This window comes from Streptomyces saintjeani (assembly GCF_055409605.1).
The window spans coordinates 3,329,800-3,353,775 of sequence record NZ_CP189624.1 but is presented as its reverse complement, the minus strand read 5'-3'; the positions used below and the strand labels follow the sequence as shown (position 1 = coordinate 3,353,775).

General features: G+C 70.6%; 22 protein-coding genes. 14 read left to right on the top strand and 8 right to left on the bottom strand.

From position 1 onward, the window contains the following. Positions 1 to 52 precede the first annotated feature (52 nt). Positions 53 to 2,302, bottom strand: coding sequence for an SF1B family DNA helicase RecD2 (gene recD2, locus ACQCO7_RS14950; RefSeq protein ID WP_464072300.1), 2,250 nt, complete (start codon positions 2,300 to 2,302; stop codon positions 53 to 55). Between the two features lie 546 nt (positions 2,303 to 2,848). On the opposite strand from recD2, the gene ACQCO7_RS14945 reads away from it, so the two are divergent. Further along, a complete protein-coding gene (locus tag ACQCO7_RS14945) occupies positions 2,849 to 4,078 on the top strand; it encodes a mannosyltransferase family protein (protein WP_464072299.1) in 1,230 nt (409 codons plus the stop codon). Between the two features lie 44 nt (positions 4,079 to 4,122). Continuing rightward, positions 4,123 to 4,590 (top strand): NUDIX hydrolase, encoded by a 468-nt coding sequence (locus ACQCO7_RS14940; protein ID WP_464072298.1) that lies wholly within the window; start codon positions 4,123 to 4,125, stop codon positions 4,588 to 4,590. Between the two features lie 593 nt (positions 4,591 to 5,183). On the opposite strand, the gene ACQCO7_RS14935 is transcribed toward ACQCO7_RS14940, so the two are convergent. The 3 genes from ACQCO7_RS14935 to ACQCO7_RS14925 form a co-directional block, all read right to left on the bottom strand. Continuing rightward, positions 5,184 to 7,430, bottom strand: coding sequence for a heavy metal translocating P-type ATPase (locus ACQCO7_RS14935; protein ID WP_464072297.1), 2,247 nt, complete (start codon positions 7,428 to 7,430; stop codon positions 5,184 to 5,186). Between the two features lie 91 nt (positions 7,431 to 7,521). Then, positions 7,522 to 7,752 carry a heavy-metal-associated domain-containing protein gene (locus ACQCO7_RS14930; protein ID WP_464072296.1) on the bottom strand — a complete coding sequence of 77 codons (231 nt, stop codon included), beginning with the start codon at positions 7,750 to 7,752 and terminating at the stop codon, positions 7,522 to 7,524. A gap of 80 nt (positions 7,753 to 7,832) precedes the next feature. Next, positions 7,833 to 8,783, bottom strand: coding sequence for a PrsW family intramembrane metalloprotease (locus ACQCO7_RS14925; protein ID WP_464072295.1), 951 nt, complete (start codon positions 8,781 to 8,783; stop codon positions 7,833 to 7,835). Between the two features lie 141 nt (positions 8,784 to 8,924). On the opposite strand from ACQCO7_RS14925, the gene ACQCO7_RS14920 reads away from it, so the two are divergent. Continuing rightward, a complete protein-coding gene (locus ACQCO7_RS14920; protein ID WP_464072294.1) occupies positions 8,925 to 9,968 on the top strand; it encodes a zinc-dependent alcohol dehydrogenase family protein in 1,044 nt (347 codons plus the stop codon). On the opposite strand, the gene ACQCO7_RS14915 is transcribed toward ACQCO7_RS14920, so the two are convergent. From ACQCO7_RS14915 to ACQCO7_RS14905, 3 genes are all read right to left on the bottom strand, one after another. After that, positions 9,949 to 10,548: a GNAT family N-acetyltransferase gene (locus tag ACQCO7_RS14915; RefSeq protein ID WP_464072293.1), complete on the bottom strand. Its 600-nt coding sequence runs from the start codon at positions 10,546 to 10,548 to the stop codon at positions 9,949 to 9,951. The two genes, ACQCO7_RS14920 and ACQCO7_RS14915, sit on opposite strands and share 20 nt — an antisense overlap. Positions 10,549 to 10,603: 55 nt before the next feature. Next, a complete protein-coding gene (locus tag ACQCO7_RS14910; protein WP_010350119.1) occupies positions 10,604 to 10,804 on the bottom strand; it encodes a helix-turn-helix transcriptional regulator in 201 nt (66 codons plus the stop codon). Between the two features lie 178 nt (positions 10,805 to 10,982). Next, on the bottom strand, positions 10,983 to 11,900 hold the full coding sequence (locus ACQCO7_RS14905; RefSeq protein ID WP_464072292.1) for a sugar phosphate isomerase/epimerase family protein: 918 nt from the start codon (positions 11,898 to 11,900) through the stop codon (positions 10,983 to 10,985). Between the two features lie 143 nt (positions 11,901 to 12,043). On the opposite strand from ACQCO7_RS14905, the gene iolC reads away from it, so the two are divergent. From iolC to mmsA, 5 genes are read left to right on the top strand one after another with little or no spacing between them, the layout of a single operon-like run. Next, positions 12,044 to 13,123 carry a 5-dehydro-2-deoxygluconokinase gene (gene iolC / locus ACQCO7_RS14900; protein ID WP_464072291.1) on the top strand — a complete coding sequence of 360 codons (1,080 nt, stop codon included), beginning with the start codon at positions 12,044 to 12,046 and terminating at the stop codon, positions 13,121 to 13,123. After that, a complete protein-coding gene (locus tag ACQCO7_RS14895; protein ID WP_464072290.1) occupies positions 13,120 to 14,010 on the top strand; it encodes a Cgl0159 family (beta/alpha)8-fold protein in 891 nt (296 codons plus the stop codon). Before iolC ends, ACQCO7_RS14895 begins: the two co-directional genes overlap by 4 nt. 7 nt (positions 14,011 to 14,017) lie before the next feature. Beyond that, positions 14,018 to 14,830 carry a 5-deoxy-glucuronate isomerase gene (gene iolB / locus ACQCO7_RS14890; protein ID WP_464072289.1) on the top strand — a complete coding sequence of 271 codons (813 nt, stop codon included), beginning with the start codon at positions 14,018 to 14,020 and terminating at the stop codon, positions 14,828 to 14,830. After that, positions 14,827 to 16,695, top strand: coding sequence for a 3D-(3,5/4)-trihydroxycyclohexane-1,2-dione acylhydrolase (decyclizing) (iolD, locus tag ACQCO7_RS14885; RefSeq protein ID WP_464072288.1), 1,869 nt, complete (start codon positions 14,827 to 14,829; stop codon positions 16,693 to 16,695). The genes iolB and iolD overlap by 4 nt, the downstream gene beginning before the upstream one ends. A gap of 23 nt (positions 16,696 to 16,718) precedes the next feature. After that, a complete protein-coding gene (mmsA, locus tag ACQCO7_RS14880) occupies positions 16,719 to 18,221 on the top strand; it encodes a CoA-acylating methylmalonate-semialdehyde dehydrogenase (RefSeq protein ID WP_464072287.1) in 1,503 nt (500 codons plus the stop codon). A 41-nt stretch (positions 18,222 to 18,262) separates the two neighbouring features. Here mmsA and ACQCO7_RS14875 read toward each other — a convergent pair whose 3' ends face one another. Continuing rightward, a complete protein-coding gene (locus ACQCO7_RS14875) occupies positions 18,263 to 18,583 on the bottom strand; it encodes a hypothetical protein (protein ID WP_464072286.1) in 321 nt (106 codons plus the stop codon). A gap of 137 nt (positions 18,584 to 18,720) precedes the next feature. Here ACQCO7_RS14875 and ACQCO7_RS14870 point away from each other — a divergent pair, with 137 nt between their 5' ends. From ACQCO7_RS14870 to ACQCO7_RS14845, 6 genes are all read left to right on the top strand, one after another. After that, positions 18,721 to 19,569, top strand: coding sequence for a DUF5753 domain-containing protein (locus ACQCO7_RS14870; RefSeq protein ID WP_464072285.1), 849 nt, complete (start codon positions 18,721 to 18,723; stop codon positions 19,567 to 19,569). Further along, a complete protein-coding gene (locus tag ACQCO7_RS14865) occupies positions 19,548 to 19,763 on the top strand; it encodes a DUF397 domain-containing protein (RefSeq protein ID WP_464072284.1) in 216 nt (71 codons plus the stop codon). Before ACQCO7_RS14870 ends, ACQCO7_RS14865 begins: the two co-directional genes overlap by 22 nt. Positions 19,764 to 19,773: 10 nt before the next feature. Continuing rightward, positions 19,774 to 19,977 carry a DUF397 domain-containing protein gene (locus ACQCO7_RS14860; RefSeq protein ID WP_464072283.1) on the top strand — a complete coding sequence of 68 codons (204 nt, stop codon included), beginning with the start codon at positions 19,774 to 19,776 and terminating at the stop codon, positions 19,975 to 19,977. 112 nt (positions 19,978 to 20,089) lie between these two features. After that, positions 20,090 to 20,260 (top strand): hypothetical protein, encoded by a 171-nt coding sequence (locus ACQCO7_RS14855; RefSeq protein ID WP_464072282.1) that lies wholly within the window; start codon positions 20,090 to 20,092, stop codon positions 20,258 to 20,260. A gap of 166 nt (positions 20,261 to 20,426) precedes the next feature. Further along, a complete protein-coding gene (locus ACQCO7_RS14850) occupies positions 20,427 to 23,057 on the top strand; it encodes a CocE/NonD family hydrolase (RefSeq protein WP_464072281.1) in 2,631 nt (876 codons plus the stop codon). Next, entirely contained in the window at positions 23,054 to 23,908 is an 855-nt protein-coding gene (locus ACQCO7_RS14845) for an ABC transporter permease (RefSeq protein ID WP_050371023.1), read from the top strand. Before ACQCO7_RS14850 ends, ACQCO7_RS14845 begins: the two co-directional genes overlap by 4 nt. Positions 23,909 to 23,976: the final 68 nt, after the last annotated feature.

Below are 23,976 nucleotides of genomic sequence, written 5' to 3'. Positions count from 1 at the left end.
CACGACTTCACAGGGCAGACGTGCGAGGAGGCATGCCCTCCGGCGCTCCCGCTCACCCGTTCGCCAGTCTGAAGTCCAGCGCCGTGCACCGCCTCCCGGCGGAGACCGTCCGGACGGCCTGCCCGATCGCCTTGCGCGACCCGACGAGCACGACCAGCCGTTTCGCGCGCGTGACGGCCGTATAGAGCAGGTTCCGCTGGAGCATCATCCATGCGCCCGTCGTGACGGGAATCACAACGGCGGGATACTCGCTGCCCTGCGACCGGTGGATGGTGACGGCGTACGCGTGCGCCAGTTCGTCCAACTCGTCGAAGTCGTACGGCACCTCCTCGTCCTCGTCCGTCAGCACGGTGAGGTTCTGTTCCACCGGGTCGAGTGAGGTGATGACGCCGACGGTCCCGTTGAAGACCCCGTTGGCCCCCTTGTCGTAGTTGTTGCGCACCTGCGTGACCTTGTCCCCGACCCGGAACACCCGCCCCCCGAACCGCCGTTCGGGTACGTCGGGCCGGCCGGGCGTGATGACCTGCTGGAGCAGCCCGTTGAGGTTCCCGGCCCCGGCGGGCCCCCGGTGCATCGGCGCCAGGACCTGTACGTCGCGCCGCGGATCGAGTCCGAACTTCGCCGGGATGCGCCGCGCGGCCACGTCCACCGCGAGCTTCCCCGCCTCCTCCGTGTCGTCCTCGACGAACAGGAAGAAGTCCGCCATCCCGTCGGTCACCGGATGCTGCCCGGCGTTGATCCGGTGCGCGTTGGTCACCACCCCCGACTGCTGCGCCTGCCGGAACACGCGCGTCAGCCGCACCGCAGGCACCGGCCCGCCCTCGGCGAGCAGATCCCGCAGCACCTCACCCGCGCCCACGCTGGGCAACTGGTCGACGTCCCCCACGAACAGCAGGTGCGCGCCCGGGGGGACGGCCTTCACGAGCTTGTTGGCGAGCAGCAGGTCCAGCATCGACGCCTCGTCGACGACGACCAGGTCCGCGTCCAGCGGCCGGTCCCGGTCGTACGCCGCGTCTCCGCCCGGCTTCAGCTCCAGGAGCCGGTGCACGGTCGACGCCTCCGCGCCGGTCAGCTCCGCGAGCCGCTTCGCCGCGCGCCCGGTCGGCGCGGCCAGCAGCACCTTCGCCCGCTTCGCGCGCGCCAGCTCCACGATCGACCGCACGGTGAACGACTTCCCGCACCCCGGCCCGCCCGTCAGCACCGCGACCTTCTCGCTCAGCGCGAGCCGTACGGCCGCCTCCTGCTCGGGCGCCAGCTCCGCCCCCGTACGCCGCTTGAGCCACTCCAGCGCCTTGTCCCAGACGATGTCCCGGAACCCCGGCATCCGGTCCTCGCCGGTGCGCAGCAGCCGCAGCAGCTGGCCGGCGAGGGACAGTTCGGCGCGGTGGAACGGCACGAGGTACACGGCCGTCACCGGCTCCCCGTCGGGTCCGGGGACCTTCTCGCGGACGACGCCGGGGTCCTCGCCGTCCTCAGGGGGCGCCGCCAGTTCCGCGAGGCACTCGATGACCAGGCCGGTGTCGACCTGGAGGAGCTTCACCGCGTCCGAGATGAGGCGCTCCTCGGGGAGGTAGCAGTTGCCCTGGTCGGCGGATTGCGAGAGCGCGTACTGGAGGCCCGCCTTCACGCGCTCCGGGCTGTCGTGCGGGATGCCCACGGACTGGGCGATCTTGTCGGCGGTGAGGAACCCGATGCCCCACACGTCGGCCGCGAGGCGGTACGGCTGGTTCTTGACGACGGAGATCGAGGCGTCGCCGTACTTCTTGTAGATGCGCACCGCGATGGACGTCGACACCTCGACGGTCTGGAGGAAGAGCATGACCTCCTTGATCGCCTTCTGCTCCTCCCAGGCGTCGGCGATCTTGCGCGTGCGCTTGGGGCCGAGTCCGGGGACCTCGATCAGCCGCTTCGGCTCCTCCTCGATGATCCTGAGGGTGTCCACGCCGAAGTGCTGCGTGATGCGGTCGGCGAAGACCGGGCCGATCCCCTTGACCAGGCCGGAGCCCAGATAGCGCCGGATGCCCTGGACGGTCGCGGGCAGGACGGTCGTGTAGTTCTCCACGGTGAACTGCTTGCCGTACTGCGGGTGCGAGCCCCAGCGGCCCTCCATCCGCAGCGACTCCCCGACCTGCGCGCCGAGGAGCGCGCCGACGACCGTGAGAAGATCACCGGCGCCTCTGCCGGTGTCTACGCGGGCGATCGTGTAGCCGTTCTCCTCGTTCGCGTACGTGATGCGCTCCAGCACGCCTTCGAGGGTCGTCGACCGCCGTTCGCCCGATGGGTTCCCCGCCTGACTGGACATGATCCGAAGGTACCGCCCGGGTCTGACAACGGGGTGTGCACGGGCGATTCCGGGCCGTCCGGAAAAGCGACCGGTCAGTATCCGAACGATGCTCACTTTTCACCATCAATTCACAACCGAGATCGAAGCTTTACATTTCAAGTAACCTGACGGACTATTTCCTCGATCATGCGCGTGAGAGGATCGGACCTCTCATCGCGAGGACGCGAAGAAATATCGCGCCGCCCGCGATATCCGGCTCCTGGAGACCCCCCACCGTTCCGCGCCCGGAGATTCCGCCATGCCGTCGCACCCGTACAGAGCCCTGGTCCTGGGCTCGTGCGCCGCCGCCTCGCTGTTACTCCTCGCGGTTGCGCTGGTCTTTTCGGTGAGCCGCCCGACCGTGCCCCGCCGCTATTCCCCACCGAATGCGAGCCCGCTCGGACTTCCCCCCGAACATCGCCTTCCGCCCCTGGATTCCCGCCCTTATCCGAGCCCGGGCCCTGGCTGACCCTCTCTCAATTTCCGCCAGGCGTACGACCGAAGAAAGAATTGCGAACGCCTCCTATGCCGCCCACCCCTCTCCCGCTGCCGGCCCGCGGCCCCCTTCCGCCCGAGGTACGCGCCCCCGCGCCGCCCCCGCGCACCGACCCCTGGAACACGCGCCCCCGCCTCACCCGCCTCCACCGCGCCGCCCGCGCGGTCCGTTTCCCCCTCGCGGTGTACGGCGTCTGTCTGGTCCTCCACCTCGTCCTGCTCGCTCTCCTGAACCCGCCCGGCGACCAGAGCGTCCACGACCGGCTGACCTCCTGGGACGGCCAGTGGTTCCTCGACATAGCCCGCAACGGCTACCCCCACGGCTTCGCGATCACCCCCGACGGCCTCCAGGGCGGCACCCTGGCCTTCTTCCCCGCGTACCCGCTCCTCGTCCGTACGGTCCACACGCTGACGTTCCTGGACTACGACACGGCCGGCCTCGTCGCCGCGCACCTGGCCCTCATAGCGGCCCTGATCTGCCTCCACCGCCTCCTCCTGGACCTCTACGACCGCCGCACGGCCCACATAGCGACGTTCCTTGTCGCCTGCGCCCAGCCCATGGCGCTGGTCTTCCTGATGTCCTACAGCGAGTCCCTGTTCCTCGCCTTCGCGGCGGCGGCCCTGCTGGCGCTCCACCGCAAACACTGGCTGACGGCAGGCACGTTGATCCTCCTGGCGGGCCTGACCCGCCCCGTGGCGGTCGCCCTGATGGCGGCCCTGGGCGTAGCGGCGGTCCTCCACTTCCGCCGCGAGGCCCGCGTCACCTGGCGCCCCCTGACCGCCCTCCTGCTCTCCTACTGCGGGGTCCCCGCCTACGTCCTGTGGGTGGCCCACCGCACCGGCGAACTCGACGCCTGGTTCAAGATCCAGGAGGCGGGCTGGGGCACCCGCTGGGACAACGGCGACGCGTTCTTCAGCTTCCTGGGCGACGCGTTCACGAAGTCGGACGGCTGGGTCCCGATCAGCACGGCCCTGCTGCTCCTGGCCCTGATGGCGGCCACAGCGGCGGCTTGGCGGGACGGAGTCTGGCCCCCGCTGACGGTCTACGGCACGGTCGTCCTCGTGATCACCCTCGGCCAGAGCAACTTCTACCACTCGAAACTCCGCCTCCTGATCCCCGCCCTGATCTTCACCATCCCGGCGGCACGCGCCCTCGCGCGCGTGCGCACGAGCACAGCGATCATCACCCTGGCCACCGCCGCCCTCTTCGGTTCCTGGTACGGCGCGTACATGCTCACGGTCTGGCACTTCGCGATCTAGCAACCAGCGCCCGCGCGCGAGGGAAACCGGTGACAATCCCGCGTATGACTTTCCGGCTGGCGGCGTACGCCGTGTGCGTCAAGGACGACAGCGTGCTCCTCGCGCGATGCGTACCCCGGGAGGGCGAGCCGCTCTGGACGCTTCCGGGAGGTGGGGTGGAGCACGGGGAGGACCCGTACGACGCGGTGGTCCGGGAGGTCGCTGAGGAGACGGGGTGTACCGGGGTGGTGGAGCGGCTGCTGGGCGTCGATTCGCGGGTGATCCCGGCGACGGAGGCGCGCGCGGGCGTGACGCATCAGAACGTCGGCGTCTTCTATGCCGTACGGATCACCGGCGGCCGGCTGAGGCCGGAGCCCGGCGGGGAGGTGGCCGAGTCGGTGTGGACGCCGTTCGCCGAGGTCACCCGGCTGCGCCGGTCGTCCCTGGTGGACGTCGGGATCGCGCTCGCGCGTACGCGCCCGGCGACCGGCCACACCGAGCCCGTACAGGTCGGCGGCCTGGTCCAGCACTGACGTAAACACACAACAGACAGCAGAAGGCGCCCTGGCGCCGGTCCCCCCACGGGCCGACGTCCAGGGCGCCTTCCCATGTCCCGGTGCGGATTCCCCCCACGGGATCCGGCCGGGCGTTTCGGAGGACAGCGCCTGAATCGCTGTGCTGTGTACTGCGTATGCGGTTGTGCGTGAGCGGAACGAGCAAAAGTCGCCGCACCGCGGGGTTCTGCGATCTGCCGGGACGCGCACGCTGGGAGGGCCGCTCAAAGCTTCCCGTTGTACGTGTCCCGGCAACGCATCTCTGAGGAGGTCCCCCAAGACATCCCCAGATGCCGGTAGGCGCCCCCCAAGACGCTTCCCGACACCGTCAACTTAGACCTTCGAACCCCTTCGATGGTTACGTTCACATCACTGTGATCTGTGTCTCTCGCGCGCGTCCCGTTTGGTGCGCAAGTGACCGGATACGGCGATCGGGGCTCTCGCGTGGTGAAGATGCGCGAGCCTTGTGAAGAGCTTATGTGAGGCGCTGCCCGGACTCCAGGGAGATTGTCATATCCGGTCGTATCAAATTGAACGAACTCCCCGTAACCTCTGGTAACTCGGCCCGGAGTTCAGCGGAACGTGCGCAGCCGGAGGCTGTTCGTGACCACGAACACCGAGGAGAAGGCCATCGCGGCCCCGGCGATCATCGGATTGAGCAGCCCGGCCGCGGCGAGCGGCAGCGCGGCGACGTTGTAGCCGAACGCCCATACGAGATTGCCCTTGATGGTCGAGAGGGTCCTGCGGGAGAGCCGGATCGCGTCGGCGGCGACGAGCAGGTCCCCGCGCACGAGCGTGAGGTCGCCCGCCTCGATGGCCGCGTCGGTCCCGGTCCCCATCGCGAGCCCGAGATCGGCCTGCGCGAGCGCGGCGGCGTCGTTGACCCCGTCCCCGACCATCGCGACGACCCGCCCCTCGCCCTGGAGCCGCTGGACGGCGGCCACCTTGTCCTCGGGCAGCACCTCGGCGATCACCTCGTCGATCCCGACCTCGGCGGCGACGGACGCGGCGACGACCCGGTTGTCCCCGGTGAGCAGCACCGGCGTGAGCCCGAGCGAGCGCAGCGCGCGCACGGCCTCCGCGCTGGTCTCCTTCACGGCGTCGGCGACGGCGAGCACACCACGCGCTTTCCCGTCCCACCCGACGACGACAGCGGTACGGCCCTCGCGCTCGGCCTCGTCCCGGACCCGGGCCAGGTCCTCGGGCACCTCCGCAGCGCCTTCGAGGAGTCGCCCCACGACCACCTCCAGGCCGTCCACACGACCGCGTACGCCCCTCCCGGGCACGTTCTCGAACCCGGACACCTCGGGCAGCTCCCCGACCCGCTCGGCGGCCCCTGAGGCGATCGCCCGGGCGACCGGGTGCTCGGAGGCGTGCTCCAGGGCCCCCGCGAGCCGCAGCACCTGCCCCTCGTCGGTCCCCTCACCGGCGTACACGTCCTGAAGCGTCATCCGCCCCGTCGTCACGGTCCCGGTCTTGTCCAGGACGACCGTGTCGACGCGCCGGGTCGACTCCAGCACCTCGGGCCCCTTGATCAGGATCCCGAGCTGGGCCCCCCGCCCGGTCCCCACGAGCAGCGCGGTCGGCGTGGCGAGCCCCAGCGCGCACGGGCAGGCGATGATCAGGACGGCGACGGCGGCGGTGAACGCGGCCACCGTGTCACCGGTCGCCCCCAGCCACCCCCCGAAGGTCGCGGCGGCGATCAGCAGCACGGCCGGCACGAACACGGCGGAGATCCGGTCGGCCAGCCGCTGCACCTGCGCCTTCCCGTTCTGCGCGTCCTCCACGAGCCGCGCCATCCGCGCGAGCTGCGTGTCCGCGCCCACGCGCGTGGCCTCGACGACGAGCCGCCCCCCGGCGTTGACGGTCGCCCCGGCGACGGCGTCCCCGGGCCCGACGTCCACCGGCACGGACTCCCCGGTCAGCATCGACGCGTCCACGGCGGACGCCCCCTCGACGACCACCCCGTCCGTCGCGACCTTCTCGCCGGGCCGCACGACGAACCGGTCACCGGCCGTCAGGTCGCCGATCGGAACGCGTATCTCGCGCCCGTCGCGCAGGACGGCGACGTCCTTGGCGCCCAGCTCCATCAGGGCCCGCAGCGCGGCCCCGGAGCGCCTCTTCGCGCGCGCCTCCAGATACCGCCCGAGCAGCAGGAACACGGTGACCCCGGCGGCGACCTCCAGGTACAGCGCGGACGACGCACCCCCGCGCGCGACGGTCAGGTCGAAGCCGTGCCGCATCCCCGGCATCCCGGCGTCCCCGAAGAACAGCGCCCACAGGGACCAGCCGAACGCGGCGGCGGTCCCGACGGACACCAGCGTGTCCATCGTCGAGGAGCCGTGCCGCAGGTTCGTCCACGCGGCCTTGTGGAACGGCCACCCGCCCCAGACGACGACCGGCGCGGCGAGCGTCAGTGACAGCCACTGCCAGTTGTCGAACTGGAGCGACGGGATCATCGACAGGAGGATCACGGGGAGCGCGAGGACGACCGACACCAGCAGGCGGTGCCGGAGCGCGCCGAGTTCCGGATCGCCGTCCTCTTCAGGGACGCCGTTGTCCGTATCGTGCTCCACGCGCGCGGGTTCCTCGGCGGTGTACCCGGTCTTGACGACGGTGTCGATCAGATCGGTCACGGCTACCCCCAGGGGGTAGCTGACCTTGGCTTTCTCGGTCGCGTAGTTGACGGTCGCCTCGACGCCGTCCATCCGGTTGAGCTTCTTCTCGATCCGGGCGGCGCAGGACGCGCAGGTCATGCCGCCGATGATCAGTTCGACCTCGGCCGTCTGCGGGGCCGCCGGTGCGTGCGTGCTGGACATCTCCGTACTCCAGGAAGCGCGACGGGCCGTACCCGACCGGTCGGTCGTCACGGCCCGTCGGAGGGATGGGGGAGTCGCTCTCGGGCGGGCCTCAGACCCGGCCGACCAGCTCGAAGCCGGCCTCGTCGACGGCCGCGCGGACGGCCTCCTCGTCCAGCGCGGCGGCCGAGACGACCGTGACCTCGCCGCTGGAGGCGACGGCCTTGACCGAGCTGACGCCCTCGATCTCCGAGATCTCGCCGGAGACGGCGCCCTCGCAGTGGCCGCAGCTCATGCCGCTGACCTTGTAGACGGCGGTGACGGTGTCGGTGGTGGCGGTCATGTCGTTACTCCTCGGGAGGGCGTGGGGGAGCGGGGGCCGGCTGGGGCCCACGGTGCTCCTTCTCCTTCGACTGTATACCCCTAGGGGGTATTTCTCCAAGAGGGGTCCCGGCGGGCCAGCGACCGCGCCCACGACAGTCCGAACAGCGCCACGCAGGCCATCCCGCCGACCGAGAACAGCGTGAACAGGTGCTCCTGCTGCCGGGTCGCGTCGGCCAGGTACCCCACCTCGAACAGCTCGCGCTCCAGGTCGACGCTCGTCAGCCGCGTGACCAGCCAGACCGCGATCCCGTGCGTCGAGTCCCACAGCGCGTGCAGCAGCGACACGCCGAGGAACGCGCCCACGGCCGGGCCGGTGATCCGGAAGCGCCCGTTGGGCATCCGGTACGACAGCAGGACGCCCCCGGCGATCGCCGTCCACAGCCCGTGCCCGAAAGGCGCCAGGAGGCCCCTGAGGACCTCCGTCTCGACCAGCGCCCTCAGATCCACCCCCTGGGTCGAAACGGCCGCGTCGAAGGCGTACCCGGCGCTCTCCAGGGCCGCGAAGCCGAACCCGACGGTCGCCCCCAGCACCAGCCCCGCACGCATCCCCCGCAGCCGCACCTGCCGCCGCACCACGAGCATCAGCGCCCCGAGCTTCACGCCCTCCTCGATCAGCCCCACGCCCACGAACATCCACGCGGAGGGGTGCAGCAGATACGTTTCCATGACCGACGCGCCCAGCACCCCGAGCGTCCCCCCGGTCAGGAAGCACCCCAGCAGCACGCTCACCCCGAGATCCCGCCCGTGCCGCTCGTACGCCCACAGCACGAACGTCACGGGCACCAGGAAGCTCCCGAGCAGGATCAGCGTCGGCAGCAGCGTCGTGTTCCCCGTCGCGTACGTCGTGAGCGCGGTCAGCGCCCACAGCGTGAGCCCGCCCGCGAGCGCGTGCTTCCACAGCCCCTCGCGAATGCGCGGATACGTGGGCGGCGGCTGCTGCGGACCAGGAATACGCGCGCGGGGCGCACCGGGCGGCGGGGAGTACGTCACAGAGGCCCCTCAGGAGGCGGGGAGGGTGGCTTTCGTCGCACTTTAGGGGGGTGTGCCGGGCATCGCAGTCCGGGCGGCGCGCACGGGCTACCCCCTCACCTCCGCTTCCTGCATGATCGTCGGACCGGAAGGGAGCGCGAGATGCGGGCAGTGGTGTTCGAGCGGTACGGCGAGCGGGCCGAGGTACGGGAGGTGCCCGACCCGCGCGCGCGGGAGCACGGCGTCGTCGTACGCGTGGAGGCCACCGGTCTGTGCCGCAGCGACTGGCACGGGTGGATGGGCCACGACCCGGACATCGCCCTCCCGCACGTGCCCGGGCACGAACTCGCCGGTGTCGTCGAGGAGACCGGCCCGTACGTCACCCGCTGGCGCGCGGGGGACCGCGTCACCGTCCCCTTCGTGTGCGGCTGCGGAAGCTGCCCCGCCTGCCAGGCCGGCGACCACCAGGTGTGCGAGCGCCAGACGCAGCCCGGCTTCACGCACTGGGGCTCCTTCGCGCAGTACGTCGCCCTGGACCACGCCGACGTCAACCTCGTCGCCGTCCCCGAGGGCCTCTCGTACGCCACGGCGGCCTCCCTGGGCTGCCGGTTCGCGACGGCGTTCCGCGCGGTGGTGCAGCAGGGGCGCGTCGCGGCGGGGGAGTGGGTCGCCGTGCACGGGTGCGGGGGCGTCGGCCTGTCGGCGGTGATGATCGCGGCGGCCTCGGGCGCGCGCGTGGTGGCCGTCGACGTCAGCCCGCGCGCGCTGGACCTCGCGCGGACGTTCGGCGCGACGGAGTGCGTGGACGCGAGCGCCGTCGACGACACGGCCGCGTACGTCCGTGAGCTGACCGGCGGCGGCGCCCACCTCTCGCTGGACGCCCTCGGCTCCCCGGCGACGTGTGCGGCCTCGGTCGACTCCCTGCGCCGCAGGGGCCGCCACCTCCAGGTCGGCCTCCTTCCCTCCGACACCGGCACGACCCCCGTCCCGATGGCCCGCGCGATCGCCCTGGAACTGCGCCTCATCGGCAGCCACGGCATGGCCGCGCACACCTACCCGGAGATGCTGGAGGCGGTCCGTACGGGCGCCCTGCGCCCCGACCGGCTCGTCACCTCGACGATCGCCCTGGACGCCGTCCCGCAGGCCCTGGAGGCGATGGGAACGGCGCCCGGCGCGGGCGTGACGGTCATCGAGCCGTGGGCGTGACGTCAGGCACCCCGGTGATGTCGGGGTGCCCCCGGTGGACGGCCCACTCGTCCTCCAGGACCGCCATCACCACCTCGTCGACCCACGTCCCGTCCCTCAGCTCGATCTCCTTGCGCACCCCTTCGTGCACGAATCCGACCTTTTCGTAAACCCTTATGGCGCGAGAGTTGAACGCGTACGCCTCCAACCCGATCCGGTGCAGCCCGAGCTGATCGAACCCGTACCCCAGGATCAGCCGCGTCGCCTCGGTGCCGAACCCCCTCCCGCGCCCGCGCGGCCCGAGGAACGTACGGAACGTGCAGCTGCGGGCCGCCGGCTCCCACTCGTTGAGGACGGCCTCGCCGACGACCTCCCCGGTCTCCCGGTCGGTGACGGCGAGGTCGAGCCGGTCGTCCTGCGCGCCGCGCGAGCCGTACCAGGCGCGCAGCGACTCGGGGGTGATCGGGTTCGGCGAGGCCCCGGTGAACAGGACGACCTCCGGGTCCTCCATGAGGTGGGCCATGACCTCGGCGTCGGCCTCGGTGAAGGGGCGCAGCACGGTCAGGGGGCCGCTGAGAACGGGTTTCACGGAGAAGTCCATGAACGGCACTGTGCCCCACCCGGAGGCGGGGCACAGAGGGGTTTTCCGGGGCCGGTCACTCCTCCCGGCGGGTCTGGCTCCGGGGTCTCGACGCGGCCCACGCCCGGACCGTGTCGGCGTACCAGAACGGCTTGCCCCCTTCGACGTGGTCCGGGGGTGGCAGGAGCCCGTGCTTGCGGTAGGAGCGGACGGTGTCCGGCTGGACGCGGATGTGAGCGGCGATGTCCCTGTAGGACCAGAGCTGACGGTCTGTCATGAACTGCTGAACGACACCGGGCGACCACAGGGAAGCGCCGGTTGATCACGTGTGACCGAAAGCCCGCGTACACGGGACATGCGTGACACGGGGGAGGTGTTTGTGACACGACTGACGAAAAATGTCCGGAACGCACGCCTCTGGGGAGCGCGTTCCGGACACGGCGGACAGAAGACCCTCACGCCCCGCAGGACCGCAGGAACGCCCGCGTCCGCTGGGCGATCGGCAGCGGCTTGTCCGGCTCGCACGGGTACATGTCCTGCTCGACGATCGCGAACAGGTCGACGTCCAGCTTCCCGGCGGCCTCCAGGACGGGCCCCAGCTCCGGCACCCCGGTCGGCGGCTCGCACATGACGCCCTGCGCGACGGCGGGCCCGAACGGCGTCCCCTTCGCGCGCACGTCGGCGAGGATCTCGGGGTCGACCTGCTTGAGGTGCAGGTACCCGATCCGCTCCCCGTACGTCTCGATCAGCTTGACGCTGTCGCCGCCGCAGTACGCGTAGTGCCCGGTGTCGAGGCACAGCGAGACCAGGCCGGAGTCGGTGCCGTCCAGGAACCGGACGACGTTCTCCTCGCTGTCGATGTGCGTGTCGGCGTGCGGGTGGACGACGATCTTCAGGCCGTACTCGTCCCGCACCCGCTCGCCGAGCCGCTCGGTCAGCGTGTTCAGGTTCCGCCACTGCTCCGGCGTCAGTGTGTCGGACTCCAGGACCTCGCCGGTCTTGTCGTCGCGCCAGAAGGACGGGATGACGACGAGGTGCTTCGCACCCATCGCCTGCGCGAGCACCGCGTTGTCGGCGACGTGCGCCCAGGTCTTCTCCCAGACGGATTCGCCGTGGTGCAGCCCGGTGAAGACCGTGCCGGCCGACACTTTCAGGCCACGTTCGGCGACCTCCCTCGTCAGGACTGCGGGGTCGGTCGGCAGGTACCCGTATGGGCCCAGCTCGATCCACTCGTACCCGGACGCGGAGACCTCGTCGAGGAACCGCCGCCAGGGCACCTGCGCGGGATCGTCCGGGAACCAGACGCCCCAGCTGTCGGGGGCCGAACCGATCCGGATGCGGGAGAGTGAGGGGGATGAGGACAGCGTCGTCATGAGCGTCAGCGTGCGGTGTCCCCGCGAGAGGTGTCAAGACCTGGTCCGAATGTCTGGACAAAGTATTGACAGGGCTCGGAGACCAGGGCTAGAAAACGGTTGCGGAGCCGATTGCCGTGGCGAGCCGACGCGAAGGGAACCCGATGGCGTACGACCTGATCACCATGGGACGGATCGGAGTGGACCTCTATCCGCTCCAGACGGGCGTCCCACTCCCGCAGGTCACCTCGTTCGGGAAGTTCCTGGGCGGTTCGGCGACGAACGTCGCGGTCGCCGCGAGCCGCCTGGGACGGCGTACGGCCGTGATCACGCGCACCGGCGACGACCCGTTCGGCACCTACCTCCACGAGGAGCTGCGCCGCTTCGGCGTGGACGACCGCTGGGTCACCCCGGTCGCCGGGCTCCCGACCCCGGTCACCTTCTGCGAGGTCTTCCCGCCCGACGACTTCCCGCTCTACTTCTACCGCCGCCCGAAGGCCCCCGACCTCGAACTCGACGCCCACGACCTGGACTTGGCGGCCCTTCAGGAAGCGCGCCTGTTCTGGGTCACGGGTACGGGACTCAGCGAGGAGCCCAGCCGTACGGCGACCCTCGCGGCGCTCGCCCACCGCGCGAAGTCCTCCGCGACGGTCTTCGACCTCGACTGGCGCCCGATGTTCTGGTCCGACCCGCAGGCCGCGCGGCCGTTCTACACCGAGGCGTTGAAGCACACGACCGTCGCCGTCGGGAACCTCGACGAGGTCGAGGTCGCGACCGGTGTCCGTGAACCCCGCGCCGCCGCAAGGGCGTTGCTGGACGCGGGCGTCGAACTCGCCGTCGTCAAGCAGGGACCCAAGGGCGTCCTCGCGGTCAACAGCAAGGGCGAGGAGGCCGAGGTCCCGCCGCTGCCGGTGACCGTCCTCAACGGCCTCGGCGCGGGCGACGCGTTCGGCGGCTCGCTCTGCCACGGCCTGCTCGAAGGCTGGGACCTGGAGAAGATCATGCGCCACGCCAACGCGGCCGGCGCCATCGTCGCCTCCCGCCTGGAGTGCAGTTCGGCGATGCCGACCACTGCCGAGATCGAGGCGGCCGTCGAGGCGGGCGAGGTCACGCCGGAGATCTCCGGCGCGGCGGGAGCGGTTGTGCAAACGGTTGCTGAAACGGCCGCCGCCACCTCTGGCGCCGCCTTCGACGCCGGCGCGACCGGCACCACCCCCGACACCCAGACCGGAGCCGGCCGATGAGCCCCGTAGCCGTGGACATCGGCGAGATCGTCCGCCTCCGCGCCGAACGCCCCCAGGCGGTCGCCGAAGCGGCGGCGGCCCGCACCCGCCGCCCCCTCGTGACCGGTACCGGCCGCCTGATGATCGTCGCGGCCGACCACCCCGCGCGCGGCGCCCTCGGCGTCGGCGGCGACAAGCTCGCCATGGCGAACCGCGCCGGCCTCCTCGAACGACTGTGCCTCGCGCTCAGCCGCCCCGGCGTGGACGGCGTCCTCGCGACCGCCGACATCCTCGACGACCTGCTGCTCCTCGGCGCCCTCGACGGCAAGGTCGTCATGGGCTCGATGAACCGCGGCGGCCTCCAGGGCTCGGTCTTCGAGATGGACGACCGCTTCACCGGCCACCGCGCCGAGGACATCGAGCGGTTGAACTTCGACGCGGGCAAACTCCTGCTGCGCATCGACTACGACGACCCGGGCTCCCTCACCACCCTGGAGACCACGGCCCGCGCGATCGATGACATGGCGGCCCGTCAACTCCCGCTGTTCGTCGAGCCGTTCATCAGCAGCCGAACCCCCGAGGGCAAGGTCAAGAACGACCTGTCGGCGGAGGCGGTGACCCGCTCGATCGCTATCGCCTCGGGCCTGGGCGGCACGTCGGCCTACACCTGGCTGAAGCTCCCCGTCACCGACAACCCCGACGACATGGCCCAGGTCATGGAGACGTCGACGCTCCCCGCCGTCCTGCTCGGCGGCGAGGTCGGCGGCGACCAGGACGGCGCGTACGAGAAGTGGCGCGGCGCCCTCCAACTCCCCACCGTACGGGGCCTGGTGGTCGGCCGCTCGCTGCTGTACCCGGCGGACGGGGACGTCGCCGCCGCCGTGGACACCGCCGTAGGACTGCTGTGAGGGCCGCATGAACAACGACCTGTACGTACCCAAGGGCGCCTCCGCGCAAGGCGATTACGCGCTCGACATCGACCCGAAAAGCGCGGGGTGGGGTTACAGCGCCCTGCGTATCGTCGAGTTGGGCCGAGGCGACGCGCACACCTTCGAGACCGGGGACACGGAGTGGATCGTGCTCCCCCTCGAAGGCGGATGTACCGTGCAAACAGAGGGAAAACAGTTCCAACTCCTGGGCAGGGAAAGCGTTTTCGCGGGGGTAACCGACTTCGCGTACGTTCCCCGGGACGCCCAGGCAACGATCGCCTCCGGTGCGGGAGGCCGCTTCGCCCTGGCAGGAGCGAAGTGCGAGCGACGACTCCCCGCCCGCTACGGCCCCGCACCGGAGGTCCCCCTCGAAGCACGCGGCAGCGGCAACCGGCTGCGCCACGTCCGCAACTTCGCCTCGGCCGACGCCTTCGACTGCGACAAGCTGATCGCCGTCGAGGTCGTCACCCCCGGCGGCAACTGGTCCTCGTACCCGCCGCACAAGCACGACGAGCACCGGCCGGGCGAGGAAGCCGAGTTGGAGGAGATCTACTACTTCGAGATCGACGGCCCGCACGGCTTCGGCTACCAGCGCGTGTCCCCCTCCCGCGAGGGCGGCGCGGACGTCCTGGCCGAGGTCCGCTCGGGTGACGCCGTCCTCGTACCCGACGGCTGGCACGGCCCGTCGATCGCGCAGCCCGGCCACGACATGTACTACCTGAACGTCATGGCCGGACCGGGTGCCACCCGCGAATGGCGGATCTGCTTCCACCCGGACCACACGGAGGGTTACCGATGACCACCAGGCTCACAGTGGCCCAGGCGCTCGTGCGCTTCCTGGCCGCGCAGTACACCGAACGCGACGGACAGCGGCAGCGGCTGATCAGCGCGACCTGGGGCATCTTCGGCCACGGCAACGTGGCGGGCCTCGGCCAGGCCCTACTTGAGTACGACACCCACATGCCGTACCTCCAGGGCCGCAACGAGCAGTCGATGGTCCACGCGGCCGTCGGCTACGCCCGCCAGTCGAACCGGCTCTCCGCCCACGCGGTGACGACGTCGATCGGCCCCGGCGCCACGAACCTGGTGACGGGCGCGGCCCTCGCGACGGTCAATCACCTTCCGGTCCTCCTCCTCCCGGGTGACATCTTCGCGACCCGCGTCGCCGACCCGGTGCTCCAGCAGCTCGAAGTCCCGTACGCCGGGGACGTGTCGGTGAACGACGCGCTGCGCCCCGTATCGCGCTACTTCGACCGCGTCACCCGCCCCGAGGCCCTCATCCCGGCCGCGCTCCAGGCGATGCGCGTCCTCACGGACCCGGTGGAGACCGGCGCGGTCACCCTCGCGCTCCCGCAGGACGTGCAGGCCGAGGCGTACGACTGGCCGGACGAGTTCTTCGCCGACCGGGTGTGGACGGTACGACGCCCCGGCGCCGACCCGGTCGAGCTGTCGGCGGCGGTCGAGGCGGTCAAGGCGGCCCGGCGCCCCCTGATCGTCGCGGGCGGCGGCGTCCACCACAGCCGCGCGGAGGAGGCGCTCGCGTCCCTCGTGAGTACTACGGGTATCCCCGTCGCCTCCACCCAGGCCGGCAAGGGCTCCCTCTCCTACGACCACCCTCAGGACGTGGGCGGGGTAGGTCACACGGGTACCGCCACCGCCGACGAACTGGCCCGCACGGCGGACCTGATCATCGGCGTCGGCACCCGCTACACCGACTTCACGACCGCCTCCAACACCCTCTTCAACGCGGACGCCCGCTTCCTCAACCTCAACATCGCGGGGTACGACGCGCACAAGCTCGCGGGCCTCCCGCTGGTCGCGGACGCACGCAGTGCGCTGGCTCAGCTGGCCGTAGCTCTTGAGGACTACCGCGTCAGTACCTCGTACGTAGACGAGTACACGCAGGACAAGGAGCGCTGGGAGCAGCGCGTCGACGCGGCGTACGAGGCGACCGAGCAGGACGTGCGGCCGACTCAGACTCAGGTACTAGGGGTACTGGACGCCCTCTCCGACGAGTCGGACATCGTCATCAACGCGGCCGGCTCCCTCCCCGGCGACCTGCACAAGCTGTGGCGGGCCCGGTCCAAGGACGGGTACCACCTGGAGTACGGGTACTCCTGCATGGGGTACGAGATCCCGGCGGCCATCGGCGTCAAGATCGCCTCTCCCGAGCGCAACGTGTGGGCGCTGGTCGGCGACGGGACGTACCTGATGATGCCGACCGAGATCGTCACCGCCGTACAGGAGGGCATCGCGATCAAGATGCTCCTCATCCAGAACCACGGGTACGCGTCCATCGGCGGCCTCTCCGAGGAGACCGGCGGGGAGCGGTACGGCACCGCCTACCGCTACCGCGCGCCCGACGGCACCTTCTCCGGCGCACCCCTCCCCGTGGACCTCGCGGCCAACGTCGAGAGCCTCGGGATGCGCGTCCTGCGCGCCAAGACCGTCGGCGGACTGCGCGAGGCCCTCGCCGAGGCACGCGCCGCCGACACCCCCACTTGTGTCTACGTCGAGACCGAAACGGCAGACACAGTGTCGGGAGCGCCCCCGGCGCAGGCCTGGTGGGATGTTCCCGTGGCCGAGACCGCGACCCGACCGTCCGCCGTCAAGGCCCGTGAGCAGTACGAACGGCACGTCGCCACCCGTCGCCGCCACCTCTGATCGACAAGAAGGAGCATCTGGTCATGACGAAGATCGTCAACCACTGGATCGGCGGCAAGACCGTCGAAGGCGCGTCGGGAACGTTCGGTCCGGTCACGGACCCGGCGACCGGCGCGGTCACCACGAAGGTCGCGTTCGCCACCGTCGACGAGGTCGACGCCGCCGTGGCCGCCGCCAAGGACGCGTACGTGTCCTGGGGCCAGTCCTCGCTGGCCAAGCGCACCGAGATCCTCTTCAAGTTCCGCGCGCTGCTCGACGCCAACCGCGACGCCATCGCCGAACTCATCACCGCCGAGCACGGCAAGGTCCACTCCGACGCGCTCGGCGAGGTCGCCCGGGGGCTGGAGATCGTCGACCTCGCGTGCGGCATCAACGTCCAGCTGAAGGGCGAGCTGTCGACGCAGGTCGCCAGCCGCGTCGACGTCGCGTCGATCCGCCAGCCGCTCGGCGTCGTCGCGGGCATCACGCCGTTCAACTTCCCCGCCATGGTGCCGATGTGGATGTTCCCCATCGCCATCGCGACCGGCAACACGTTCGTCCTCAAGCCGAGCGAGAAGGACCCGTCGGCGTCCCTCAAGATCGCCGAGCTGCTGGCCGAAGCGGGTCTGCCGGACGGCGTCTTCAACGTCGTCCACGGCGACAAGGTGGCCGTCGACCGGCTCCTCGAACACCCCGACGTGAAGGCCGTCTCCTTCGTCGGCTCGACCCCGATCGCCCGCTACATCCACACCACCGCCTCCGCGAACGGCAAGCGGGTCCAGGCACTCGGCGGCGCGAAGAACCACATGCTGGTCCTTCCGGACGCGGACCTCGACGCGGCTGCGGACGCCGCGGTCAGCGCGGCGTACGGCTCCGCCGGTGAGCGCTGCATGGCCATCTCCGCTGTCGTGGCGGTCGGTTCGATCGGCGACGAGCTGGTGGAGAAGATCCGCGAGCGCGCCGAGAAGATCAAGATCGGCCCCGGCAACGACCCGACGTCCGAGATGGGCCCCCTCATCACCGCCGCGCACCGCGACAAGGTGGCGTCGTACGTGAAGGGTGCGGCGGCCGAGGGTTCCGAAGTGGTCCTGGACGGCAGCGACTTCACGGTCGAGGGCTTCGAGGACGGCCACTGGATCGGCATCTCCCTCCTGGACAAGGTCCCCACGACGGCGAAGGCGTACCAGGACGAGATCTTCGGCCCGGTCCTCACGGTCCTGCGCGTCGACACGTACGACGAGGGCATCGCGTTGATCAACGCGTCCCCGTTCGGCAACGGCACCGCGATCTTCACGCGCGACGGCGGCGCGGCTCGCCGCTTCCAACTGGAGGTCGAGGCAGGGATGGTGGGCGTCAACGTCCCGATCCCGGTGCCGGTCGGCTACCACAGCTTCGGCGGCTGGAAGGACTCGCTCTTCGGCGACCACCACATCTACGGCAACGACGGCACGCACTTCTACACACGCGGCAAGGTCATCACGACCCGCTGGCCGGACCCGTCGGAGGGCCCGTCGGGAGTGGACCTGGGCTTCCCGCGCAACCACTGAGCCGTAGCCGTAGCCGTAGCTGAACGACGCCCCGCTCGCCCCTACTTGGGGTCGAGCGGGGCGTCGTCGTCCTCCTCGCCCCCGCCCCCGAGCCGCCGTCCCCGCGACTCGGCGACCCGCACCGTGTCCCGCAAACACTCGACCAACCGCCGCCCGGCGAACCGCACTTCGCGCGGCGCCGAGTCGGGGTCGCCCAGCACGACCTTGGCGTGCCCGAGCACTTCGACGGCGGTGTCCATCTGCATCGCCTCGATCTCATCGGCGAGTTGGGTGATGTGGCCGTTGCCGCTGGGGTCGGGGGAGAGGTAGCAGGGCCGGCCGTCGAAGGTGGTCCAGGGAAGCAGGCGGAGTTTGGGGTCCATGGGGGTGCCTCCGAATATGGGGGGATTGACTGTTTGTGCCTCCATGGTTGCGGTCTGTCGCTAGCCTCGGGTAGGGGGCGGCCGTTTCCGTCGGCCGTTGAAACGAGGTTCGGCTGAGGACGAAGGAGTCCGGCGACATGACCACCGACGCGAACGGCATCGAAGTCCCGTGCACTGCAAGGGAGTTGTACTCCAGGGAACTTCACCGGCAGCGCATTCTCGCGTGCCTGTCCTTCCAGCAGTTGGCGGACGTCGTCAACTACAGCAAGCCTCACGTGTACGGCATCGAGATGGGGACGCGCATGCCGTTGCCGCCGATCTCGGCGAAGTTCGACGTCGCGTTCGGAACGGAGTTCCTGTTTCAGGGCATGTACGAAACGATCCTCAAGGAGCAGCCCCAGAAGAGGTTCGACCACTGCCTGGAACTGGAAGCGAAGGCGATCCGTATTCAGGAGTTCAGCGCGACGCTCGTACCGGGCCTGCTCCAGACGGAGTTGTACATGCGGGCGCTGTTCCGCCGTAACAACCCTGGCGCGAACGCCCAGGAGATCGACGACTGGATCGCGAAGCGGCTGAGCCGCCAAGAAGTGCTGCGTGGCGACACCCCGCCCGACTACTGGGCGGTCCTCGACGAGGCGGTTATCCGGCGTCCGGTGGGTGGTCCGGCGGTCATGCGCGATCAACTCGCGGCGTTTCTTCCTCTGATGGAAACGGAGCGCACAGCCATCCAGATCATCCCCTTCGAGGTGGGGGAGTACGTCTGCATGAACGGCTTCTTCGTTCTGCTCACGTCCCCGGACAACTCGATCACCGTCTACAACGAGGGTGGTGGCAGCGGGGAGGCGTTCGACGAACGAGCCATCGTGACCAGGCGCGTCCGCGAGTACGATCATCTGCAAGCCTGCGCCCTCTCGCCGAAGGCGTCCACGGCGCTGATCGAAGAGGCAATCGAAAGGTTCGACCGATGCGAGGCACCCCAGACCTGAGCACCGCCCAGTGGCGCAAGTCCAGCTACAGCAGCGGCCAGGACGGGTCGGACAACTGCGTGCAAGTCGCCGACGGCATCCCGAACCTCACCCCGGTCCGCGACAGCAAGATCCCCCACGCCACCCCGCTGACCTTCGCCCTCCCGGCGTGGCAAGCCTTCGTCGCGGCGACCAAGAACCCCCCTACCGCCTGAGCCCGGACCGATGCCACCTACCCCAGACCTGACCGGCGCCGTCTGGCGCAAGTCCACCCACAGCGACGCCCAGCCGGGCGGCGAGTGCGTCGAGGTGGCCCACAACATCCCGAACCTCATCCCGGTCCGCGACAGCAAAACCCCCCACACCACCCCCCTCACCTTCACCCCCCACGCCTGGCACACCTTCATCACCGCCACCTCAAGCCGCTGACGAACCCTCCCCGCCTCACCTCCCCTGCGGGCGCAGCCAACGTCCAGCCGCTCCGTGGACTGCCCCCGTGCGCCGGCGGAGTCCGTACCTCCAGTGCCGAAGAGGTTCCCCGATGATCGTGCGCACCCCGTGGTGGCTGAACCTGATCGCCCTCGCCGCGGCGATCGCCCCCTGCGTCGCCCTCGACCTCCCCTGGTACGTCGCGGCGGTGGCGGCCCTGGCCACGGGTACGGTCGCGGACCGCGTCTGGCAGACGGTGCTCCGACGCCGCGAACGCGACTGAGTGACTCCACTCGGTGTACCGCGCCCGCAGTACACCCCACCACCCCGTCCACCCCAAGGATGGCCCCCACCTCGCCCCACGGTCGACAGCCCATTGTCAGACTCACCCCGTACCGTTGACACATGGATGATCGACTGCCGCGACGGCACACGCACCGGGGCCGCACATGAGGTGGGAGCCGCCCAGGCGGAGGCGGCTGCTGGCCGGGGCAGCCGCGGTGGTGGTGCTGGCCGGCGCCGGTACGTGGACGGCTGTCGCGTCGGACGGCAAGCCCGCTGTGCAGGAGGCGAGCCGCGTCATGGACGTGGACGGCGTCAAGCTGGACACCTCGTACTTCACCGCCAAGGGTGACGAAAAGCGCCCCGCCGTCCTGCTCGCGCACGGCTTCGGCGGCAGCAAGGACGACCTCAAGGACCAGGCCGAAGACCTCGCCCGCGACGGCTACGCCGTCCTCACCTGGTCCGCCCGCGGCTTCGGCAAGTCCACCGGCAAGATCGGCCTCAACGACCCGAACGCCGAGGTCGCGGACGTCTCCAAGCTGATCGACTGGCTCGCGAAACAGCCCCAGGTCGAGCTGGACAAGAACAACGACCCGCGCGTGGGCATAGCGGGCGGCTCGTACGGCGGCGCGATCTCTCTCCTCGCAGCCGGTTACGACAACCGCGTAGACGCGATCGCCCCCTCCATCACGTACTGGAACCTCGCCGACGCCCTGTTCCCCGACGGCGTGTTCAAGAAACTCTGGACCGGCGTCTTCTTCAACACGGCGGGCGGCTGCGCGAAGTTCGAGCCGGCGCTGTGCGAGATGTACGACAGGGTCGCGGAATCCGGCGTCCCGGACGCGCAGGCACAACAGCTCCTCGAAGCCCGCTCACCCTCGGCGGTGGGCACCCGCATCAAGGTCCCGACCCTCCTGATCCAGGGCCAGACGGACTCCCTCTTCACGCTGGCACAGTCGGACGCCGCACAGAAGGCGATCAAGGCGAACGGCGCCCCCGTGGACGTCGACTGGATCGCCGGCGGCCACGACGGCGGCAACCTGGAGTCGGACCGCGTCCAGACCCGCGTATGGAACTGGTTCGACCGCTACCTGAAGGACGACAAGGCGGCGGACACGGGCCCGGCGTTCCGCGTCACGCGCACAGGCGGCGTCGACTCCACGGACGGCGCGGCGCAGCTCAGGGGCGCGAGCGCGGACACGTACCCGGGCCTCGGCAACGACACCAGGAACATCCAACTCACCGGCGAAGCGCAGACGTTCACCAACCCGCCCGGCGCCAACCCGCCCGCCATCTCGGCGCTCCCGGGCCTCGGCGCGGGCAGCGGCGGCCTGGCCCAGCTCTCCTCCCTGGGCGTCGGCCTCTCCCTGGACTTCCCGGGCCAGTACGCGGCGTTCACCTCCCAGCCGGTCACGGACGACCTCCGCATCACCGGCTCCCCGACGGCCACCGTCCACGTCAAGTCCACGAGCGACGAAGCCGTCCTCTTCGCGAAGGTGTACGACGTCGGCGCGGACGGCCGCAGCCAGGTCCTCCCCTCCCAACTGGTCACCCCGATCCGCGTGGACAACGCGAAGGACGGCCAGGACGTCAAGATCACCCTCCCCGCGATCGACCGCAAGATCGAGCAGGGCCACCGCCTGCGCCTGGTCCTCGCCTCGACGGACCTCGGCTACGCCTCCCCGGCGGCAGCGGCGTCGTACACGGTCTCCCTGACCGGCCAGACCTTGACCGTCCCGACGGACCCGGCCCTCGAAAGCACGGCATCCACCCTGCCCGCCTGGGTCTGGTGGCTCCCCCTCGCGGGCGCGGGCGTCGCCGCCGCCCTGCTCCTCACGGCCCGCCGCCGCACGGCGACCCCGGCGCCGGACCCGGAGCGCAGCGACGTACCCCTCCAGATCACCGGCCTGACGAAGAAGTACAAGGGCGGCGACCGCTACAGCGTCAAGGACCTGAGCTTCACCGTCGAGAAGGGCCAGGTCCTCGGCCTGCTCGGCCCGAACGGCGCCGGCAAGACCACCACCCTGCGCATGCTCATGGGCCTCATCAGGCCCGACGGCGGCGAGATCCGCGTCTTCGGGCACGCGATCCGCCCGGGCGCGCCGGTGCTCTCCCGGGTCGGCTCGTTCGTCGAGGGCGCGGGCTTCCTCCCGCACCTGTCGGGCCGCGAGAACCTGGAGCTGTACTGGCAGGCGACCGGCCGCCCGGCGCAGGACGCGCACATGGAGGAGGCCCTGGAGATCGCGGGCCTCGGCGACGCGCTCGCCCGCGCGGTGCGCACGTACTCGCAGGGCATGCGCCAGCGCCTCGCGATCGCCCAGGCCATGCTCGGCCTGCCGGACCTGCTGATCCTCGACGAGCCGACGAACGGCCTCGACCCGCCGCAGATCCGCGAGATGCGCGAGGTGATGATCCGGTACGCGGCCCAGGGCCGTACGGTCATCGTCTCCAGCCACCTCCTGTCCGAGGTCGAGCAGTCCTGCACGCACCTCGTGGTCATGGACCGCGGCCAGCTCGTCCAGGCGGGCCGGGTCGCCGAGATCGTCGGCTCCGGGGACACGCTCCTGGTCGGTACGGCGACGCCGGTCGACGAGCCGATCGTCGAGAAGATCGCGGCCCTGCCCGGCATCGTCTCGGCGACGCAGGCGGACGGCGGCATCCTGGTCCGCCTCGGCCCCGACGGCAGCGCCCAGCGCCTGATCACCGAGCTGGTCCGGCTCGACGTACCGGTGGAGTCCGTCGGCCCGCACCGCCGCCTGGAGGACGCCTTCCTCACCCTGATCGGAGGTTCCGCATGAGCACGCTCACCGAGACGGCCTCCGGCTACCGGGCGGCCAAGACCCTGCCGCTGAAGGTGGAGTTCGCCCGCCAGCTCAAGCGTCGCCGCACGCTGGTCATGGGCGGCATCCTCGCCGCGCTGCCGTTCGTCCTGTGGATCGCGTTCCTGATCGGCGGCACACCGGACGGCCGCGACGGCCGGGTCACCCTGATGGACACGGCGACCGCGTCGGGCGCCAACTTCGCCGCCGTGAACCTGTTCGTGTCGGCCGGCTTCCTCCTGGTCATCCCGGTCGCCCTGTTCTGCGGGGACACGGTCGCCTCGGAGGCCGGCTGGTCCTCCCTGCGCTACCTGCTCGCGGCGCCGGTCCCCAGAGCCCGGCTCCTGTGGTCGAAGCTGGTCGTCGGACTCGGCCTCAGCCTCGCCGCGATGGTCCTGCTCCCGCTGGTCGCGCTCGCGGTCGGCACGGCCGCGTATGGCTGGGGCTCGCTGGACCTCCCGACGGGCGGCGCGCTCGCGCCGGGTACGGCGGCGCAGCGGCTGCTGATCGTCGTCGCGTACATCTTCGTCTCCCAACTGGTCACCGCCGGGCTCGCGTTCTGGCTCTCGACCAGGACGGACGCCCCGCTCGGCGCGGTCGGCGGCGCGGTCGGCCTGACGATCGTCGGCAACGTCCTGGACCAGGTCACCGCGCTCGGCGACTGGCGCGACTTCCTCCCCGCGCACTGGCAGTACGCCTGGGCGGACGCGGTCCAGCCGACCCCGGAGTGGGCGGGGATGGCGCAGGGCGCGTCGGTGTCGGTGACGTACGCGGTGATCCTGTTCGCGCTGGCGTTCCGGGGGTTCGCGAAGAAGGACGTGGTCTCTTGACCAACCTCTGGCCTCGGAAGGCTACGCACGAGTAAGTTGCCCTCACTTCCAGCCAGTTGAAGTCAGGG